This is a genomic window from Flavitalea flava (genome assembly GCF_054461575.1).
In genome coordinates this window covers 156,608-175,696 of the sequence record NZ_JBTLQH010000010.1, presented here as the reverse complement: position 1 = coordinate 175,696, position 19,089 = coordinate 156,608, and the positions used below count along the sequence as shown (strand labels likewise).

The window sequence follows — 19,089 nt, the reverse complement described above, 5'->3', positions numbered from 1 at the left end:
ACGTGTGTAACTCCAATGCCTCATCGATGGACAATATCGGGAAGCATGATCGTTACCGCATACTTTCCCAATTGAAACACCTGAAGGGATATCCGGGGGTTTGCGCTCCGGCTATCGTCAGCAGTTCCATCAATATGGATAAACTGCGTGGGGATACGGTAATAAAGATTGAACCCATTACCCAGCGTAGAAAAAGGAAAAGGCAGAGCAAAAAAGCGGAAGATCATCGTAGTATCCGTATAACTGTAATTTTTTGTATAATCTTCAAGGGTCTGCAGGAAAGGGGGAATCGGGTTCACACCCTTATTGGGTCGCTTCCGGATCTCTCCCGCCAACGGATTAAAAGCCATCCCGTTCTTATCCACGATTTTTAGAATGACCTCATTGGATGTATCGGGTACCCAGTTGATGTCCATGATGGGAGTTGCGCCGGAAATATACGAGGACTCATTGCCTACCAAAAAAAGCCGGTTGTAACCAACTGTCGCCTGATAAGGCGCCTGGTCTTCCACCGTAATGGAAACGATCTTCTTCAGGACCTCTGTCCCCGAATTGTTGCTCAGCTGAAGGTCGAATGTATAAGTCCCCATAGGAAAGTACAAGCTCGCGCTGTTGCCTTCTATTGCTCCATTGGCCGAATTGACGATAATGGCGGGCATCTGCACCACCTTTTGTTTGGCGGCTATCAATGCATCGGTCGAATCCGTCAGAAAATCAAAGGCGGATGTCCAGGTGACGACGGGATAGGTTTTTGTAAATAAGCTGTCCACCATATTCCCCGAATCATCATAGGCATGCAGCAGTTTGATGGTCAGCGGTCCTGAAGAACCATCGGGGTTAAGGGCATCCGATGTATACAATTGCCCCCTGGGAACGCTGTAATTGGTTTTGGGGTATTGCGCATACGGCCCGAGGAAGCCTTGCGCATATTTTTTACAGGATGAAACAAGGTTGACTGCACCCCATAAAAATATAAGGATGATGGTATATCTTTTATATTGAAAGGAATTCATAACGAGCATTTTTTGATGAGGAGGATCATTTTTTTGTGCCGTAAAAAAATAAAGGGAACCCGTTGGCCAGGACATTCAATATGCCCGTTGTCGTCTGCACACCGGTTGTTTGACAGATCGCCGCCGCCGCGAGGCTGGTGGGAATATCAAAAGCGTTGAAGGGGTCATCGATAGGGTACCATAACTGAATATAGAGCAGGATCTGGGGCACTGTCGATATCTGGTCAAAATATCCCAGCACCGGATTATTGGTAGGTATAAAAGCAACCACTACCGTATCTCCCGGCAGCTGCGTAGGATACTTTACCCCATTAGCTGTCAGTTTATCATAGGTAAGCGGCTGATTAACCACATACATCTTCATGGAATCTGCCATTCGCTGAAGATCGTATTTGAACAAAGTATCCAGAGTATACTTGGCATCCGGATTCACTTGCTGCAGCTCCGTCGATCTGGCATTCAGATAAATAAGGACAGACGTATTGGTAGGCGCGAAAAAGGTGACCCCCTGTTGGTTGATCAGATCCTTTATGCCTGCTTTGTCGATTATCTGCAATACCGTATCGAACTGGTTAAGCGAATTATTCTTTAAATAATCATAAGTGGTCATATTCACTTTGGGGTTGTTGATCGTCCCTCCCGACAGATAGTCGTTTTTCTTACAGGACACCGACCCTGTGGCAAGGCCCGCGGCAATCACCCAAAAAAAGAAATAGCTGGTTCTCATACCGTTTGTTTTGAATTAAAAAATCAATGAGCAGTCCAATAAGGGTTTTGTGTCAGCAGGGGATCCCCCTGGAACAAGGTGTTCAGATCGATGGGCCAGTAATACCCTTTGTTGGTAACACGCGTTTGTGAATACCCCAAAACATCCCTCAAATTGTGTACATAGGGTTCCGTCCGGATCAGGTCATAGAACCAGGTCCCTTCGCCTATCAACTCCCGCCCGCGTTCATTAAGAATTTCCTGGATCAAGTCATTCTGGGTTAAGGCCCCGCTGTAATCTCCGATACCGGCTCGTTCCATGGTATGATTAAGGGAATTTACCGCACCCGCCAGATCGCCTAGCACGGCCTGCGCTTCCGCATCCAGTAAAAAAATGTCCGAGAGACGCAGGAGGACAAGATTGTTATTGATCAGGGGTTGTTGTTTGCTGGCTGGATTATTATACTTGAAACCGGCATATTTTAATAATTCATAGCCCGCTTCATCCCCTCCGGACGCATCGATCTGATGGAACATGGTGGTAAATCGCTGGTCGGAGTCGGCATACAAGGTAGGGTTAGCCACCCAGCAATTTGAATTCCGGTAATCGATAATCGAATCCTTTAGCCAAACCGAAAAGAAATCATAATGGGCTTCACTCCAGGAACTGTTATCACCGGAATTCAAAAAATTATTGTCATTGCTGTTAAGGGTCATCGAAAGCGAGAAGATATTTTCAGGAGACAACTGCTCCGACCAGATATTGGTATAGCTCTCCATCGGCTCCAGGGAATATCCACCGTTGTTGATCACCTGCTGACAGGCGCTGTGTGCATTCGCATAATCATGGCCCCAGGCATAGATATGCGCCATCAGGCCATAGATGCTGCCTTTATTGGCCCGGAGCCCTTTATTGAGGTCGCCGTTTGAAAAAGGAAGATAGCCGGCAGCCTTCTGCAGATCGTCAATACAGGCCTTTAATACGTCCGCTTCCGGGGTCCGGGCTACGGGAGGTATATTCCCATAATCGACATTATCATAGATACGGGTAATGTATACGGGATCCCCCCAAACCCTGGTGACATAGAAATAAAGATAGGCACGCATGAATAAGGCTTCTCCCAGATACCGGTTCCGTATCGTCGAATCATTACTGAAAGCGGACAAAGGCATGGCCGGCACCTTGGTAAGGATCAGATTACATTGGGCTGCCAGCTGATAGAACCGTGTCCAGTTCTTCAAGCTCCCTTCCAGGTAAGGAACATAAGAAAAATCCGAGCCCTCGGAAGGCTGAATGGTATTGTAGTTCCAGTAAGAGTTATAAGTCGTTGCAAATTGACCTGCCGTGAGATCCCCAAGTGCGAAATATGAGGCATCCTGTCTCAGACAGGCGCGCAATTGCCCGTATAAGGCGACGGCTGCCTGCTCGACAGACTGCTGCGAGGTCCAGAACTTACTGTCGTAGGTGGAAGAAATGGGCGTTTCATAGATATATTTCTTACAGGACATGCCTGCAAGGATCATGCTTATGATAAGCAGGCAGCTATTGATTGTTGAATGATAATGTTTCATGCTTCAGTTTGATTAACCCTAAAATTGTATTTCCAGGCCTAAAGTGAATTTGCGGGGTACAGGGAACTGGCCTCCCGTATAAACACCCAGGTTGTCTACCGCTTCGGGATCGGGCACCGTAGTCTTCTTTAAGATCAGTACATTATCCATGACCCCGTAAAACCGGAGACCGCTTATCTTCGCCCGTTTGACGATATTATCCGGGACCTTGTACCCAAACACGATGTTCTTGATCTTAAAATAACTGCCATCCTCATTGAACATAGTGGAAAAAGGCAGGTACTCATAATAATGCCCGACAAAGGGGTTCAAGGCAGGGAAAGAAGCCTTGTAGTTTGGATCTTTCACCGAACGGTCCGGTCTCCAATAATTCAAACCAGCCAGGGAAGGCAGACGTTTGGCGGCAAAATCATAGAGCGTACTATTCGTGGGGAAGTCGAATATATTGTCGAACTGACCTTCCCTGAACGTATTGATGATATCCCTTTTCCAGGTGAAAACGCAAACCACCGACATATAGAAATTCTTGTAACTGAAATCATTGACAAAACCTCCAGTGAACAGGGGATTAGGATTGCCTGTAGGCACCCTGTCCCCATGCGAATCCCCATTGTCTTCATCGCTCCACACATCATAATCCTTATTCTGGTCCTTCCATATCGGATCACCCGGTTTTACAGGGTGATTGCCTTTAAAATAAGTGATATATTGTCCCGTTAACGGATTGACGGGGATCTCCGAATAATTATTATACACTCCCTGGTATTGCATCTGGAACATCTTATAGATAGGCTGTCCCACGCTATAGATCCTGCTTACGCCATAATAGTCATCCTGCAGAAAGGTCCTGTTGCCATTTGGCAATTTGGCAATCATGTTCTTGTTAAAGGATAGGGTCAGCGTGGAGGTCCATTGGAGCGGATTACGGGGAGCGAGATTATGAGTGATCAGGGTCAGATCCAGTCCCCTGTTGCTGACCCATAGATCCGTCGCATTAAAACTTACACTTTGGTAACCGGTAAAAAAGGGAAGATTGAAATTAAAATAGTCTGATTTGGACAGCTTGTCGTATACATCCGCAACGATCGACACCCGGTTGTTGAACAGGTTCAGATCGACTCCCAGATCCTTCTGGGTAGTAGAAGTCCAGGTGAGGTTATCCTTGGTTAGCCCATTCGTATAACTTGGCTGAATGGCCGGGTTCCCCATATAGGTGCCGGCTAAAGTATAGGAATTATAAGGTGCGTAATAATCATCTGACTGGTTGCCGGACTGTCCATAGCTGGCGCGCAATTTCAGATAACTAAGCCATCGGCTGGTATGGAGCATGAACTTTTCGTCCGATACGATCCATCCGAGGCCTGCTGCGCCAAAATTTCCCCATTTGCTTTTCGTGCCAAAACGGGAAGAGGCATCCGTACGTTCGGAGACATAGGCGATATATTTCTGGTTGATATCATACTGCAATTGCCCCACATAGGATAACAGAGAAGAAGCCTGGTAGGAAGAATTGGCGCCCAGCGATGATTGCGGCACACCGGAGACCACCTGTATATCATTGGACGGTACATTATAGCCGGATGCCTGCGTGAACGTCGCAATATTCCTGTTGAATTGCTGGGATGTCGTCAGGGTGATATGGTGTTTAATATTATCTCCGGAATTAAAGGCCTTTGAATAATTCAGCCTGTTTGACAGGAAATAATTGGTAAAATTCCCCCGGTCCGATTCCGCATAGGATGGCTGCAAAGTTTGCTGGACCTGAAAGGCCACCGCGTCGATATTGGATGGCTGAAAATAATCCTTATTGGACGCGGTTGCATCGATCGAAGCCTGGCTTACAAAGGTCAGGTCCTTAAATATCTTGTAATTCAAGGTCAGCGAAGCCGTATACTGATTATTGATATTCTGATTCCGGAGCTTGTCATACAGACCATTAAAATTCAAAGAATCAAAGGAATTGAGCCTGTAAAGGGAAGAAGGGATATTCGCGCCGCTGACAGGCGTGTTTTCATCATTGGTAGTTACCTGGGTACCGTTAAGGCTCCTGTTGGTATATTTTCGTCCCCGCTGGCGATCGCTCCGGGATATTCCTGCGATAAATTGAGCATTGAGTTTGGGGCTGAGCTTAAAGTCAAAATTACCCCTCAGGGAATATCGCTGATAACCAAATGCCTTGATAATCCCTTCCTCATTGTAATAATTCATACTCAGCCGGTAGCTGACGATATCCGAAGCAGCGGCCATGGAAATATCCCCGTTGTGTACAAAGGCATTCCGGTAGAAAAGGCCCTGCCAGTCGGTAGCGTTATTAAAAGCGGGGTTCAGACTGTCGGTCAGCATTTGAGGGATCTGTCTGAGCAAGGCGGCATTGCCGTTGGCATAGACATTCAACAGGTCCAGCTTTTGTCTTCTTTCCTCCTGGCCGGTGACGGTAGGTAATAATTCCGGTTTAATGGAAACGCCGCTGTACCAGTTGACCCTGAATTCCGGCTTGGAACTGCGTCCCTTTTTCGTGGTAATATAAAGAACGCCGTTGGCGCCCCTTGACCCCCAGGCTGCGGTCGCTGTAGCATCCTTTTGAACGGAAATAGATTCTATATCATTGACATTGAGACCTGCCAGGTAGTTCGTTCCCGTAGCATCGATGCTGTTGGTGATATCTTCAGGGTTAACGGGTATCCCATCTATGACATATAAGGGTCCACTGAGCGCACGGGCCGCGTCGAGAGAGGAGGTTCCGATGTTTTTGCTGACCCTGGTATTACCCCTTACGACCAGAGAGGGGGCGGTTCCCGGTTCTCCGGAATTTACCTGGACATTGATACCGCTTAACCTCCCCTGAATCAATTGATCAAAGGAAGGCGCTGGTAAATTCTCAATCTGTTTGCCGCTAATGGTGGAAACAGCCGATGTAGTCGTTCTCCTGCTCTGCGACTGGGCTCCCACCACTATCACATCCTGCATGCTTTTGTCCTCGCCTTTTAAATGGACTTCCAGCACCAGCCTTTTGTTCACCCTGACCCGTTGGGAGATATAACCCACTGAGCTTAGCTCGATGACCCCATCGACATCCTTTACCCGAAGCGAGAACTCTCCCTTTTCATTGGTGACGGTTCCCCCCTTGCTCCCTGATTCGCGGACAGTTACGCCCGCAATAGCCTGGCCGCTGTCATCGATGACACTCCCCCTGATCAGGCTGTCCTTTGCGGGATAATTTCCTTCACCGAATACGACCAGATTATTCTCCAGCACGCGGTAATGAAGAGAGGTGCCTGCAATCAGCTGATCGATAACAGCCAGTACCGGCTTGTTATGAACATGGATACTGATCTGCGGCAAGGAGAATAAAACGCTGTCATGGTAAAGAAACCGATAGGAACTTCTGGACTCGATGACCGTAAGCGTCTGTTTGAATGTGAGGTCTTTGCACTCAAGCGAGACCTTTTCCTGGGAAAGGCCCATAGCGTAGATCTGCGTACAGACCACCGTCAGAAAAATGCCCAGGAAATTCATGATAAGCAGAATTTTTTTTCGCGGATAAGCAGCCGCGTGAAATAGTTTTGGCAATACGAAATTTGACATACCTTTATCGCATGATGGTTAATAAATGGGAAGACTCAGGACTCCACGTTCTGCATGGTCTTCTTATTTTTCATCTTATAGGGGGATGTTAGCGCATCTCCCTTTTCCTTGGAGGGTTCTATGATTTGTTGGATCGGCTATAGGCTATATTTTTTGAGTATTATAAAATAGATCATTTCCTTTTAATAAATACTTCCTTTTGTTTGATAATAAAATCGAAATAATAGCTGAACTGCATGGCCTTTAATGCCTGCCCGAGCGTTTCTTTACCGAATGAGCCGGTGAACAGCTCTTTTTTCAGGTCATCGTCCTCAAAATAAATATGCACATCATACCATCTTTCCATCTTCTCGGCTACAGATTCGAAAGGCTCCTGGTTAAATACCAGCTTACGGTACATCCAGGCAATTTCCGGGATTAGGTTGCTGGATCTTTCTGCCTGCAAGGGTTGCAAATGATAGGTTATAGTATCGGACAGATTGTTGTTGTTCTTGTCGGGCACCTGATTGGTTTGGGCCTGGCTGGTGCCTTTAGATGCCGGCTGATTTCCTCTCCAGGGCTCGGAACCCGCCCCGGTATCAGGTTCTTCTTCCCTCGACCCCTGCCGGCTGTCCGCAATGCCCGCAGCTTCAAGCGAGGTGTCGGCGATGGCCACCCGGATATCGATCTTTTCATTGGGTCGCAGGACCACCGGTCGTTCCGGGAATTTATGCAGACTCAACTCCACCTTTCCCCTGATCAAAGAGGTTTCCACACTTTTATCCTTTGGATAGGCCTTTATATTAAAGGAGGTTCCTAATACCCTTATGTCTACGTTTTTTGCGTGAATGATCAATGGAGTGCCCGCATTTTTAGCCACGTTAAAATAGGCTTCTCCCTCCAGGATGATCTCCCGTTTAGTCTGCCCAAAATCAGCATTATAGGACAGCCGGCTATTTTCATTCAGCACGACAACCGTCCCATCCGGGAACTGGAGATTTGAATGCGACTTTTTTCTGGTGAAAACCACATTCATGGTTTCTGCTTTCTCTACCCCATGAGGGTTCCGGAAAACCTGAAACCCAGCCAGGGCAGCCAAACAGGCCAGAATTCCGCAGAATACCCAAAGATGGCGATGTTTACCGCTCTTCTCCATGCCTTCATTTACCCGGTTGCGGATAGCATCGTTATCATCATCTACCGGGGTTTGCCGGCTGTTCCACATCCTCTCCATGATCTCAATTACACCAGCGTCTTCCCCATAGGCCAGCAGAAGAAGCTCCAGCTCCTGCAATTCTTCTTCGGTCGCTACGTTTGCCAGCTTCCTCCCCAATAGTATCCATAACCTTTCCTGTTCCATGTTCTTGTATACCTGATGAGAAGTCCCTGTGTCAGGTAATAGATATGACACGAATTTTGGGTCTTACCCCCAAAAAAGAAATTAATTTTTTTAGAAGGGAATATAAAGGGGGTGGGAAACGGGGAATGGTGGGGAATGAATATAGATTGCCAAAGCATCAGGCGTACCCGGCAGTCACCTTGAAATAGATAACCTGCCTGATCTTTTTAAGGGCGATGCCGATTTGGTTCTCGACGGTCTTTTCAGATACGTCCAGCAGCTCCGATACTTCTCTGTAACTTAAGCCTTCTTCCTTCACCAATCGGAAAATAATCCCGCATTTTGCCGGCAGATCGCTTATCGCCTTATTCAGTCTGCTGGCCATTTCCGCGGTGATCATCAGCTCTTCCGGATTAGCCTCCTGCCGCCAGTTGGACATGGAAATATGCTCCAAATCGATCTGCTCTATTCGTTTATTGTCGCGGAGATAGTTCAGGGATGCATTTTTAATACACATAAACATATAGTGCCTGCAACTTCGAATCCGTGCATAATCCACTTTACGCCTGCGTTCCCACAGACGGATAAAGACGTCTGCCGTGATCTCTTCAGCCGGTTCTTTTGATTTTATAATAGCGAGTGCAAAATCGTACAGACTCTTGTGCATTATTTCGAATAACGTAGTAAACGCATTTCTATCGTCCTCTACCGTGATCCGGCGCAGCAGTTGGTTGGTATCTGTAAGCATGTATAGCAGTTATAGGAGAGCCTCGAAATGAAGATACCGAAATTTACCTAATGACATCCTGCACAATACCATGCAAACGTTTGCGCAAGTTTTCCAGACCGTCTGGCTGATGAGGCGGGATCACTTTCGGCAATCCTATCCAACCCCTCTGTTTGTATTTACAACATCCCTGCCTCTATAATTGTTGTGTGCAAAAAATATAGCTGGCAAACGATGTTTTGATACGTAATACCTTATATTTTTGGTTTTGCACCTCTCAAAAAAAGCCATGAAAAATTATGAACACCTATGTAGTTTCTTTGCAGGAGATCGACAGATCGAAACTTATGACTGTAGGAGGCAAGGGCGCTAATCTGGGTGAACTATCCGGAATCAAAGGGATACGGGTACCGGAAGGCTTTTGCATTACCACCGAAGCCTATAAAAAAATAACCGGGAATAACCAGGAGCTTAACAGCTTGCTGGATGAATTAACGGAGCTTAAGACGGAAGATAGAGAAAAGATCAACGAGATCGGTGCAAAGATCCGTAGGCAAATCGAAAGCATACCCCTTGATAAGGAAATAGCAGAAGAAATTGCGGATGAGCTCACCAGGTTTGGTGAAAAAAATGCCTTTGCTGTGCGGTCCAGTGCTACGGCAGAAGACCTGCCGTCGGCATCCTTTGCAGGCCAGCAGGATACCTATTTGAATATTATAGGAAAGGAGACCATTCTAAAACATATCAGCAAGTGCTGGGCATCGCTGTTTACTGCCAGAGCAATTATTTATCGCCTTCAAAACGGTTTTGACCACCGTAAAGTCCACCTATCGGTAGTTGTTCAGAAAATGGTCTTCCCGCTTGCGGCAGGCATTTTGTTTACTGCCGATCCCATCACCGGCAATAGGAAAGTGATGTCCATTGATGCCAGCTTTGGTCTTGGTGAGGCCATGGTCTCCGGCCTGGTGAATGCGGATCTCTATAAAGTATGTAACGACAGGGTAATCGAAAAGAAAATATCCGCCAAGAAACTGGCTATTTATGCCTTAAAAAAAGGTGGCACAAAAGAACAGGAGATCGGGCCTGAGCAGCAGAACAGACCAGCGCTGACGGATGAGCAGATCTTACAGCTTTGGCGCATGGGCAGAAAGATCGAAGAACATTTCGGCCGACCCCAGGACATTGAATGGTGTTTGGCTGAGGATACATTTTACATAGTTCAGAGCCGGCCGATCACTACCTTATACCCGATCCCTGTAGCGGATGATCAGGAGAATCACATTTACATATCTGTCGGCCACCAACAAATGATGACCGACGCTATGAAACCACTGGGCTTGTCTTTTTGGTTGTTAATAACTCCGGCACACATGCGTATAGCCGGTGGAAGATTGTTTGCTGATGTTACACATATGCTGGCTTCACCTGGCAGTAGAAATACGATCATAGATACTTTGGGGAAATTCGATCCGCTCGTGAAAGATGCACTTACAACCATCATAGAACGGGGGAATTTTATCAAATCATTACCGGATGAAAAAAAAGGACCCAATAAAGCAGCGTCCCTTCCGAATTATCAGGCCCTGAACGAATACGATCCAAGAATCGTTGCTGATCTGATCAGGCATAGTCAAACATCGATCGAAGCGTTAAAACAAAACATCCAAAAGAGATCAGGGTCGGATCTGTTTGATTTTATCCTGGAAGATATCCGGCAATTAAAGCGAACCGTATCTGACCCAAAAAGTATGGGGGTAATTTTTACGGGTATGAATGCTTCACTATGGATCAATGAAAAAATGAACGATTGGTTGGGTGAGCGGAATGCCGCAGACAAAATTTCTCAATCTGCACCGAACAATATTACTTCCGAAATGGGCCTGGAATTATTGGATGTTGCGGATGTGATCCGTCCATATCCGAGGGTGATCGAATATTTACTACAGGTAAAAGAGGATAACTTTTTAGATGAACTGGTTAAGTTTGATGGTGGGAAGGAAACCCGCGAGGCAATTACTGCATATCTCGACAAATACGGGATGCGCTGTGTGGGAGAGATCGATATTACGAGAACACGTTGGAGCGAAAAGCCGATTACCTTGATCCCTTTGATCCTTAGTAATATCAAAAACTTTGAGCCTAATGCCGGCAGCCGCAGGTTTGAACAGGGGCGACAGGAAGCTTTTAACACAGAAAAGGAGTTATTGGATCGGTTGGCGGTATTACCAGACGGTGAACAAAAGGCAAATGAAACCAAACGGATGATCGACCTGGTCCGGAACTACGCCGGTTTTCGTGAATATCCAAAATATGGTATCATTAGCCGGTACTTCGTTTATAAACAGGCTTTACTAAAAGAAGCCGAACGACTCGTACAGACCAGCGTTATTCATGAAAGGGAGGATATTTTCTTTCTCAGTTTTGAGGAACTCCGCAACGTCCTGGGTACCAATAAATTGAATTACCAGGTCGTCAGCAAACGAAAAGAAGAGTACAAATTATGTAAAAAACTCACTCCTCCACGTGTTATTACCTCTGATGGTGAAATCCTTTCAGGTAGTTACAACCGGGAAAATCTTCCGGCTGATGCTATTGTAGGCCTGGCTGTCTCCTCCGGAATTATAGAAGGGCGGGCACGTGTCATCTTAAATATGGAAGATGCTGACCTGGAAGATGGAGACATATTAGTAACCGCCTTTACCGACCCCAGTTGGACACCTTTGTTTGTATCCATAAAAGGCCTGGTCACCGAAGTTGGCGGACTGATGACCCATGGAGCAGTTATCGCGCGTGAATATGGCTTGCCGGCAGTTGTCGGGGTAGAGAATGCTACCAGGCTGATAAAAGACGGACAGAGAATCCGGGTGAATGGAAGGGACGGATATGTAGAAATTTTATCTTAATCTACCCTTTCTTTGCTATTATTTGCTTGTGCTATTATTGGTCAGCAATTTAATTTTGTTTGAAATAAGCGTTTTGTCAGCCTTTGCTTTTGCAAGCTCCAGGGCATTTTGTAAATGTGAAATTGCTTTGCTATTGTCAAAATCGGTATAAAGCTCTCCCAAAAGCGAATGGAATAAATGATTGCCGGTAAGTTTTATCTTTTCAGCTTCCAGTATGGCCTCTTTTTTTCCGTTTACTTTGGCAAGCGCATAAGTTCTGTTTAAGGCTGCGATGGGTGAATATTCAATCAGGAGTAATTGATTGTAAAGCTGTAAAATATTCCCCCATTTTTCTGCTGTGTCGGCTTTAATAGTGTGCCAGTATGCGATACTGGCTTCTAAATGATATTTTGAAATTTTATTGCCTTGCGACGCCTGATTTAAAAAATATTCTCCCTTGGTAATCAGTTCTTGATTCCATAGCTCTGTGTCCTGGTCCTGATATAAAATTATTTCTCCGTTTTGGTTATGCCTCGAGTCGAATCTTGACGAATGAAAACACATCAGAGAAAGCAACGCATTTGCAAATGGTTTGTTCAATTGTTCATTCTCAATAAGCAAATATGTTAATCTCATGGCTTCCAGGCAAAGATCTTTCTGTAAGGAGATGTCTTGGTTGGAAGAATAATAGCCTTCATTAAAAAGCAAATACAAAGTCATTAAAACGGGGGATAGCCTGTCGTTAATTTCAGATAAAGTGGGCTGCTCGATTTTTATTTTTTCTGTTCTGAGTTTTTCTTTAGCCCGCTGAAGCCGTTTGTAAATAACTATTTTGTTGGTCAGAAAGGCGTTGGCAATTTCATCGACACCAAAACCACAAAGCAAGTTTAACGCTAATCCAATTTGTGCTTCTGGTGGATTACAAGGGTGGCAAACGACAAATATCATGGCGAGCTGGCTGTCGTTAATGTTTTTGAGCGACAAATCAATTTCTATTTCTTCCGAATCTGGCGCATGGTGTTTTATTGCTTTTGAAATTTTTTGAGCAAAAAGCGAATTTCGTTTCAAATAATCTTTGGTCTTATTTTTTGCAACGGTATATAGCCAGGCTGTTGGGTTTTCGGGCAGACCTTTTAAACCCCATAACTCCGAGGCTAAAAGAAAAGTATCGCTTACGATGTCTTCTGCAATTTCAATATGTTCAATGCCAAATAATTTGCAGAGTACAGAAACTATTTTTCTGTACTCTGTTCTGAATAAATGAGGAATTAGTTCTGTCTCTCTCATAAAAATAAATGCCTTTGCAAAAATACAAAGACATTCACGATTTTTTGAATTACAGTTAGATTACACGAATCTCTCTGACTTCCACATTTCCACCAATTGCCAGAACAGGACACCCTTTTGCTAATTCAGCAGCATTTTCAATGGAATCAGCTTTTACAATACTGTAACCTATAATACATTCTTTAATTTCCGTGTAGGGTCCATCGGCAATTACATTGTCGGATTTTACAACTTTGCCCGAGGGAACCAAACTATTTCCCCGATCGGTCAATTTGTTTTGGGCTGCAATGCCACCTATCCAGTCCATCCATCGTTGCGTCGTAGCTTGCAATTGTTCGGGCGAACTCTTAGGAGTATTGTAATCTGTTCTGAATACCAATAAGAAATCTTTCATTTTGTATAATTTTTTGATTGTTAAATAATCAGTGTTATAGGCCTGCTTTTTGGAGAGGGCGGATTTCAATGTTTGCATTCGATTCTAAAATAGGGCAGCCTTTTGCAATTTCAACCGCCTCATTAATATCTTTGGCCTGCACAATGGTACAACCCCCTATATTTTCTTTTGTTTCTCCAAAAGGGCCATCAGTTACAGTTTTTTTTGAGCCGCTAACCTGTTTGCCTGTTGGTTGTAATGGTTCACTGGCTATATGCAGCCCTTTTTTAGAAAGGTCCCCTACCCAATGCATCAACTTTTGTTTAAGAGCTTGTATTGCTTCGGTAGACTGACCTGGTTGATAGACATCACTACCTCTGAATAAGAACATAAATTTTTCCATGATCAATTTTTAAATTTAATTGTTAAAAACTAATTAACCTATTTACCCCGGTCGCTGCTAAAGGAGTCCCTGAACATTTTCCACCCACCCTGGGTCTTCCTCCATAGTACCAGGAATTTGCCATTATCAAATAGTTTATCGTTAGCATCCAGTAATTGCCAGAACCCTACTTCTGTAACAAATTCTACACCATCCCCAAATACATCGACCGTGATAAATTTACCGTTTCTGAGGCCAAACTTATGATAAGCCAAATTAAAAAAATCCAACGGGGCGTTTGCACCGCAAAGTGCCGGAGCATTTGGCGCCATGATCCAGCATTCTTTTGCATAACGGTCGATAAACAGGGATGAGTCCCCTTTGGCTAAGGCCTGGAAATAAATCTTGTTACTCGAGATTATTGCCTTTTTTGCCTCTTCCAGGCTGGCATTAGTTGTTTGTTGCGCCTTTGTTTGTTGTGCCTGGCAATTAAAAAATAGGAACGATAACAGCAGAACCTGCCAAAAACCGCCCTGAGTTGTGCTGATAAAACTGATAGTTTTCCGCATATGTTTGAATTATTGATTGTTAAAAACTAATGACGATTGAGCTTTTAGGATTCGACAAATTTTTGAAGATATTTTTCTTTTCGTAAATGGATTTTCCGATTCAATAGCCTTTCATACTGTGCTTCAATTGTTTTGCGGCGAAATAAATTATCGCCGTGAGATACATATTATTTTTTTTGGTCATTTTTATTTTTTCCGCAACCGCATTTTCCCAAACCGGAACCAACCAACCTGCAGCCAAACTGACCGGAGCTATAAAAGGAATGATCCGCACTGCTGACGGATATCCCGCCGAATCGGTGAGCGTCGCCATAAAGGGTACTGCCATGGTTACCTTGTCCGATAAGACCGGGAACCTTGAAATAAAAATGATAAAGCCGGGTATATATATCTTACTGGCCTCTTTTGCCGGTCATACCGCCAGGGAATTAAGGGTCGAGGTTAAAACTAATGAAACCACTATCGTTCCGGAAGTGGTGCTTAATGAAAACACCCTGGAACTGAAAGAAGTTGTGATTTCGGGCAACAGGTTTAATAAAGGAGGTGAATATGTGGCGAAAATGCCCTTGAAGAATATGGAGAACCCCTCAGGTGTACAACACCATTTCCTCAGAGATATTCAAATAGCAGGTTATTACCAGTTATGATGATGCCCTTAGAAAGGTCCCGGGTATTGCAGTTCTTGAGATCGTTTTGCACGCCGTTGTACAATTTATTCAGATCGTCGTATTGAGTTTGCAGCGCCTTGAATAGGCATTATTTCCGGTTTAGCATCGAAGCAGGGAAAGGTGGGGGGAGAGGGGTGGTAAATTGTTATGTAAAAATAGGTAAAATTGAATCTCAAAGGCCTTAACTTTATAAAGACAGTTAATTCTTTGTAATAAAGGGGAAAATATAAGCTAATGAAACAGCGGGTCTTCCTGCCGGTCGCCTCACTTATACTCCATCTAAGCCTGGGAGTTCTTACCCATCTTTCTGCACAGGTTCCCTGCGACTCATCCCTCCTTAAGAATACGGGGAGTCCATTGAGTTATAGCAACCGGGGTGACCGTTGTGAGGGTCTTTATATTAAAGAGGTAGGCAGCTCTACACTCCAGATCGTCTCCCTGACCGAGTTCTTTGAACAATATAATAACGGGTCGGGTAAAGCGCTTCAGATGGAGTGGGACAGACCGCCAGGTAATGGGGTTACACGTCTTCGGGCCCAGGGAATCAAACGCAGACTCTACTACCGCATGGATACTTTCCAGCCAGCGGGCTCCGGATCATTTAACTGGCCATCGAACATTCTTGCCTCCCTGAATATCTTACCTGGCGACATCGGGGTCCTTGGCCTGACGCGATATGCTGTAGGGCAGATGGAACAGGATGTTTATTTACCCTTACGCATCAAACAGCAGGGAAGCTACATTCATTCAGGCACCTACAAACTTGTCCTTCTCCCCGGAGTAGAGTTGTCAGAGGTTTATATTAGTATGGCACTGACGGATCCGGACGGGCAGCCCCGGCAATTTATCAAAGATGGAGAGAAATTAGGGTTTGGTTATTACCCTGCGGAACGTGGAATTGAAATCCCGGTATCCGGTCTGAAAGGAAAGGGAACATACTTTATGGAAATCGGCGCAACCTTAAGAAGCGGAGGGACGTCGACCATTGAACTTTGGTTCTATAAAGCGACAGACTAAGGACTATTTTTTCAGAATCCTTTTCTGGAATCTTTACTAAAAAGAGCTGCCGTATGAAGGGTAATAAAATGCAGGGTAATAAAAATGATAACGGGCAAGACAAACTCCGGGATTTATTATACCGGCAGGCTAAAGCGTTATACGATGAGGCTGTTCAGACCGGGGGTCAGGTCTTACCGGATAAACTTGAATCGTTGGAGCATTTGCAGCGACTTGTTAACCTTTATTCTTCTTCTGCCCCTCCGGCCCGTCGCAAACGATGGCCGGTAATAGCCATCTTAGCCGCAACCTTAGCCATCGTAAGTGTGCTGCTTTTCGCCCGCGTCCCGGCAACAGAGATCGAACTGGACCTGACCCTTTCGGAGGTGGGCTTTCAATTTGCCAGGCAACAGGTTTTTGCCGATGTTATGAAACTCTCTACGCTTGGAGTTTCTGGTTTAGAGAATATCCGGCTGCCCCGGATGGGTAATCAGGATGCCCGCACGATTGGTCAGGCTGATGGTTCAGATTCTTCCGGTTCCGGAACTTCTATACAATTATGGGATAAAGAAGATAGCGTAAATAAGGGTACGGTTTCCCTCGCCACCATCATATTGCCAAAGGGAACGCGGGTATGGCTCCGTCCAACGGAGATTCCTCTTCAGTATCGTTTATCCGTCAAAAGTACGGCACTTCAATTACGTGCTGACGTCAACGGACAAATAGGTATGGGGCTGCCTGGAATGCCGCAGGAGAAAATTAGCTTTACAAGCCCCAGATCGATCCTCTTGCAGTCCGGTCAAAATATTGTGGATATGGACCTTGGTTTTCTACATGCAGATAAAAACACTTTCTCCTGTCAGCTCATGGTAGATAGTCTTTCCTTTTTTCGCATTGATGAACATGTCGACCCGGAGCACACCATAATGCGCCGTGTTTCAACGATCCTTTCGGGAACGGTGTACTTCGAATCACTGGGAGGGCAGGAACGTCGCCTCCGGCCGGGCGAAGAGATTGACTTTGACTGGTCAAAAGGAGAGATCAGAACGCTTACTTTGCAGGATGATCATATCCGCTTCGCCTTTCATGGTCGTGTCCGGGGAATGACGACTGGTGTGGAAGAACACCAATATAGTATAATGCCTACTTACCTGGAATGGCTGAAAGCTCGGCACGGACTTAGTCTGTTATGGGGCACCACACTTTATTTTTTCGGTCTGATTTTCGGGGTATGGCGATGGTGGAAGGCTTCAACTATAAATTTATAGCTAACTCTGTAAACGCTAACATTTTGAACAGATCATTATCCCTTCTTATATATGCTTCCCTGATTGGTATCGGCCCGTACGCGGCATCGGCTCAGGAATTGATTACGAAGTCCCTCTTTGAAAAACAGTTTGAGATCACTGCCCGGCTTATCGTCATGTTGAAAGTGGATTACAAAGAGGGTACCCCGGAAGTGGGGGCAGGCTTTATCTTCGGTCATGATAAAGACCGCCTGTTTATTGCCACTGCCAACCATGTCGTTCAGAAGGGGGCAATGCTACCGGTTGACATTTGGGTTACTTTAAAGACGATGCCCGGGGGTAAACCAGTAAAAGCTACTTTATTAAAGAATGGAAAAGTAGAGAATTTAGATCTGGCGGTATTAAGTATTGAGAACCTTGCTCAACAAGGTATCAATGTCTGTGCATTTCCATACGATCGTTTGGGAGTGACCGATGAGTTGAAACGCGGGGATACTGTTTTTCCGGTTGGAAACCCGAATGGTGATTCCTGGGCAGAGCCGGTTGAGCCGGACCGGGTTTCCCAGGTCAGTGAAAAAGAAATTGTATTTCAATCGGCCTTGATAAGCGGGGGGAATTCCGGCGGGCCTTTGATTGACGCAAGAGCAAGCCTGGTAGGGATGACGACAGCCGATCAGCCCCCATTTGGAAGGGCGATAAATATGAACCTGATACTAAGCCGGGTCCAAAAATGGGGATATCCTGTACAATTAAGCGTTTTCTCTCTGCCGGAATTGGATATTCCCCCTTTGCATATTGCTGCCATGAATGGCGACACGGGCGAGGTTAAAAAATTGCTCGCCTCCTGTAATAACCCTGATGATGTAGACATGCATTATGTAACTGCCTTGCATTTAGCTGCCTTTTGGGGGAAATTGGAAGCCTGTACCCTTTTGATAAAAGCCGGAGCCAGTCTCGATGCGCAGGATGCTTTGGGAGATACACCGCTTCATCATGCGGTAGACCGCTCCGGAAATTTGGAAAGTATTAAATTGCTGATGAGCGCTGGTGCGCAGATAAATGCCCTTAACTACCAGGGGCTTGCGCCTTTAAACAAGGCTTTACTCGCCGATAGTGTAGATTATGAAACTGTTGTTTACCTTATTCATTCAGGAGCAAACGTCAATTTGAAGGATTTGGAAAAAAATACTCCATTACATTATGCGGCAGAAAGTGGAAATACAGAGATCGCCAAAGTGTTACTAAAGGCTAATGCTGATAGGGAAGCAGAGAATAAGCTTAAAAGAACCCCCTTACTCTTAGCCGTGGAAAACCAAAAGACGGAAATGGTACGACTTCTTATTTTATCAGGGGCCAATGTCAATGGACGAGGGGTATTGCTTACCGCCGCCAGTCATCCTGAAAACAGGGAAATCATAAAAACAGTACTAAAAGCAGGTGCTGATGTGAATGAAAAAGGGGAGGATGGGAATACCCCATTGCACCATGCCGTTTTTAGTGGGCACAACTACCGGCCAGCCTCCTTAAATGAACAATTGGAGGATATTATTATGCTGCTTAAAGGAGGCGCAGCTGTTAATGCCGTTAATGGTAATGGAAATACACCGTTGTCGGCCGCCAGAAAATTATTTACCGATCCCCACTATGGAAGTGATAAAGATAAGGAGGATTACCTCGATCGTTTTAAGGCCATTGAAAGAGTACTCCTTCAATATGGGGCCAGATAGCCATTCCTTCCTCTTTTCTCTCTTTTTCCCTATCTTGC

At 45.3% G+C, this 19,089-nt stretch carries 15 protein-coding genes; 5 read left to right on the top strand and 10 right to left on the bottom strand.

Translation table 11 applies throughout. The features are described 5' to 3' along the window. Positions 1–20: 20 nt before the first annotated feature. The 6 genes from ACX0G9_RS12165 to ACX0G9_RS12140 all read right to left on the bottom strand — a co-directional run bounded on the left by ACX0G9_RS12165 (position 21) and on the right by ACX0G9_RS12140 (position 8,941). On the bottom strand, positions 21–1,013 hold the full coding sequence (locus ACX0G9_RS12165) for a hypothetical protein (protein WP_459065180.1): 993 nt from the start codon (positions 1,011–1,013) through the stop codon (positions 21–23). Between the two features lie 25 nt (positions 1,014–1,038). Continuing rightward, positions 1,039–1,740, bottom strand: a complete 702-nt coding sequence (locus tag ACX0G9_RS12160; protein WP_459065179.1) for a fasciclin domain-containing protein — start codon at positions 1,738–1,740, stop codon at positions 1,039–1,041. A 23-nt stretch (positions 1,741–1,763) separates the two neighbouring features. Then, positions 1,764–3,290: a RagB/SusD family nutrient uptake outer membrane protein gene (locus ACX0G9_RS12155; RefSeq protein ID WP_459065178.1), complete on the bottom strand. Its 1,527-nt coding sequence runs from the start codon at positions 3,288–3,290 to the stop codon at positions 1,764–1,766. An 18-nt stretch (positions 3,291–3,308) separates the two neighbouring features. After that, positions 3,309–6,806, bottom strand: a complete 3,498-nt coding sequence (locus tag ACX0G9_RS12150; RefSeq protein ID WP_459065177.1) for a SusC/RagA family TonB-linked outer membrane protein — start codon at positions 6,804–6,806, stop codon at positions 3,309–3,311. Between the two features lie 241 nt (positions 6,807–7,047). Continuing rightward, positions 7,048–8,265 (bottom strand): FecR family protein, encoded by a 1,218-nt coding sequence (locus ACX0G9_RS12145; protein ID WP_459065176.1) that lies wholly within the window; start codon positions 8,263–8,265, stop codon positions 7,048–7,050. Between the two features lie 106 nt (positions 8,266–8,371). Beyond that, entirely contained in the window at positions 8,372–8,941 is a 570-nt protein-coding gene (locus ACX0G9_RS12140) for an RNA polymerase sigma-70 factor (RefSeq protein ID WP_459065175.1), read from the bottom strand. A gap of 278 nt (positions 8,942–9,219) precedes the next feature. Here ACX0G9_RS12140 and ppsA point away from each other — a divergent pair, with 278 nt between their 5' ends. Continuing rightward, positions 9,220–11,823 carry a phosphoenolpyruvate synthase gene (gene ppsA, locus ACX0G9_RS12135; protein WP_459065174.1) on the top strand — a complete coding sequence of 868 codons (2,604 nt, stop codon included), beginning with the start codon at positions 9,220–9,222 and terminating at the stop codon, positions 11,821–11,823. Positions 11,824–11,841: 18 nt separating this feature from the next. Here ppsA and ACX0G9_RS12130 read toward each other — a convergent pair whose 3' ends face one another. Genes ACX0G9_RS12130 through ACX0G9_RS12115 form a run of 4 tightly spaced genes read right to left on the bottom strand, consistent with a single transcriptional unit; the run spans position 11,842 to position 14,413 of the window. Beyond that, positions 11,842–13,089, bottom strand: a complete 1,248-nt coding sequence (locus tag ACX0G9_RS12130; protein WP_459065173.1) for an RNA polymerase sigma factor — start codon at positions 13,087–13,089, stop codon at positions 11,842–11,844. A gap of 55 nt (positions 13,090–13,144) precedes the next feature. Further along, on the bottom strand, positions 13,145–13,483 hold the full coding sequence (locus tag ACX0G9_RS12125) for a YciI family protein (protein WP_459065172.1): 339 nt from the start codon (positions 13,481–13,483) through the stop codon (positions 13,145–13,147). A gap of 34 nt (positions 13,484–13,517) precedes the next feature. Continuing rightward, on the bottom strand, positions 13,518–13,865 hold the full coding sequence (locus tag ACX0G9_RS12120; protein WP_459065171.1) for a YciI family protein: 348 nt from the start codon (positions 13,863–13,865) through the stop codon (positions 13,518–13,520). 38 nt (positions 13,866–13,903) lie between these two features. Further along, positions 13,904–14,413 carry a YybH family protein gene (locus ACX0G9_RS12115; protein ID WP_459065170.1) on the bottom strand — a complete coding sequence of 170 codons (510 nt, stop codon included), beginning with the start codon at positions 14,411–14,413 and terminating at the stop codon, positions 13,904–13,906. A 155-nt stretch (positions 14,414–14,568) separates the two neighbouring features. On the opposite strand from ACX0G9_RS12115, the gene ACX0G9_RS12110 reads away from it, so the two are divergent. From ACX0G9_RS12110 to ACX0G9_RS12095, 4 genes are all read left to right on the top strand, one after another. Next, a complete protein-coding gene (locus ACX0G9_RS12110) occupies positions 14,569–15,060 on the top strand; it encodes a carboxypeptidase-like regulatory domain-containing protein (protein WP_459065169.1) in 492 nt (163 codons plus the stop codon). A gap of 255 nt (positions 15,061–15,315) precedes the next feature. Further along, entirely contained in the window at positions 15,316–16,098 is a 783-nt protein-coding gene (locus tag ACX0G9_RS12105) for a hypothetical protein (RefSeq protein ID WP_459065168.1), read from the top strand. Positions 16,099–16,151: 53 nt separating this feature from the next. Further along, a complete protein-coding gene (locus ACX0G9_RS12100) occupies positions 16,152–17,345 on the top strand; it encodes a hypothetical protein (protein WP_459065167.1) in 1,194 nt (397 codons plus the stop codon). 23 nt (positions 17,346–17,368) lie between these two features. Beyond that, entirely contained in the window at positions 17,369–19,051 is a 1,683-nt protein-coding gene (locus ACX0G9_RS12095) for an ankyrin repeat domain-containing protein (RefSeq protein WP_459065166.1), read from the top strand. The last annotated feature ends 38 nt before the right edge of the window (positions 19,052–19,089 follow it).